The sequence below is a fragment of the Streptomyces sp. SID14478 genome, from assembly GCF_010548525.1.
Taxonomy (GTDB): Bacteria; Actinomycetota; Actinomycetes; order Streptomycetales; family Streptomycetaceae; genus Streptomyces.
The window spans coordinates 1-1,334 of the sequence record NZ_JAAGMG010001123.1 but is presented as its reverse complement, the minus strand read 5'-3'; the positions used below and the strand labels follow the sequence as shown (position 1 = coordinate 1,334).

Annotated in this window: 1 protein-coding gene; it reads right to left on the bottom strand. The window is 73.2% G+C overall.

What is annotated here, in order from left to right:
- Positions 1 to 167: 167 nt before the first annotated feature.
- A partial coding sequence (locus G3I40_RS36165; protein ID WP_203645400.1) for a peptidoglycan-binding protein occupies positions 168 to 1,334 on the bottom strand: 1,167 nt, incomplete at its 5' end.

Sequence of the window (1,334 nt, the reverse complement as noted above, 5' to 3'; positions counted from 1 at the left end):
GGGTGCCGGGCGGGCCGGGGCCCGCTCCGGCTGTTCCGCCGTCGTGGTCATCCTCGCCTCCGTACTGCGATCCGTACTGAGTTCGGTGCTGTGTTCCGTGGTGCGTTCCGTGCTGTGGTGCGGGGTGCGTGGTGCGTTCCGCGCCGCCGGCCGGGGGCTGCGTGGCGTCACGAGAAGAGCCGGCGCCAGGTCTCCGGCCCCGGGTAGCCGTCGGCCGCCGAGCCCCGCCAGCCCTGGGCCCGCTGGAACGCCTCGACGTTGCGCCGGTCCGCCTCGCCCCAGCGCGGGCCCGGGCCCTGCGTGTAGTACTTGCCGAAACCTTTCTTCACGAGCTGCTTGCCGAGCTGGGTCACCGCGGCGCTGTTCGCTCCGGGGCGGAACGCCGCGGCGCCCGGGAAGGCCGGCACCTTGGCCGCCGACGCCGGCACGGCCGACGATCCGCCGGACCCGCCGGACCCGCCGGGGATGTCCTTGCCCTTGCCGCTGATCAGGTACGACCAGGTCGTGGGCCCGGGAAGACCGTCCGCGTCCTTCCCGCTCCAGCCCTGCGCCTTCTGGAACGCCTGCGTCGCCTTGCGGTCCGCTTCGCCCCAGCGCGGGCCCGGACCCTGCGCGTAGAACCGCTTGCCGCCCCGCTCCACGAGGAGCCGCCCGAGCTGGGTGACGTACCCGTTGTTCGCACCGGGGCCGAAGGACGCGGCGCCCGGGTACTTCGTCGTCGACGCGTCCGAGCCCGAGGTGGTCCCCGCCTTCACGCCCTTGTAGCGGTAGGCGACGTAGCGGCTGGAGTTGCTCCAGTACGCGTAGGGCGTGGCCTGCTTCCGCGTGCCGGGGCGGGTCTGCTCGTACGCGATGTAGTAGCTGCGCGTGTAGTCGGTCCAGCCGCCGAAGATCGTGACGTGCGAGCCCTTCTCCGGGTCGGCGGGGTTGTGGAAGAGCAGGATGTCGCCGGGCTGGAGCTGCGCCTTGGTGATCCGGGTGCCGTACGTCGCGAGGCTGCCCGTCCACTCGTTGCCCGGCAGGTCCCAGGCCATGGAGACGAACCCCGAGCAGTCCTGGCGGTAACCGTCCTTCCAGTACTTGTCCATGTCGTACGGGACCTTCGCCGCGACCCACGTCTTGGCACGGTTGATGATCGCGGCCCGCGTCGTGGTGCGGACGGCGCCCTGCTGCGCGAGGTCCACGGCCTGCGCCGGGGCGCCGGGGGCGCCGTGCAGCGCGCTGGTGCCGCCCTGCGGGGTCGTGTTCTCGCCGCCGGGGACCGGGTCCCCGGGTCTCGCCTCCTGGTGTCCGGCCGCGGCGGCCGGGGTCAGCTGGAGTCCGGCGATGACCGT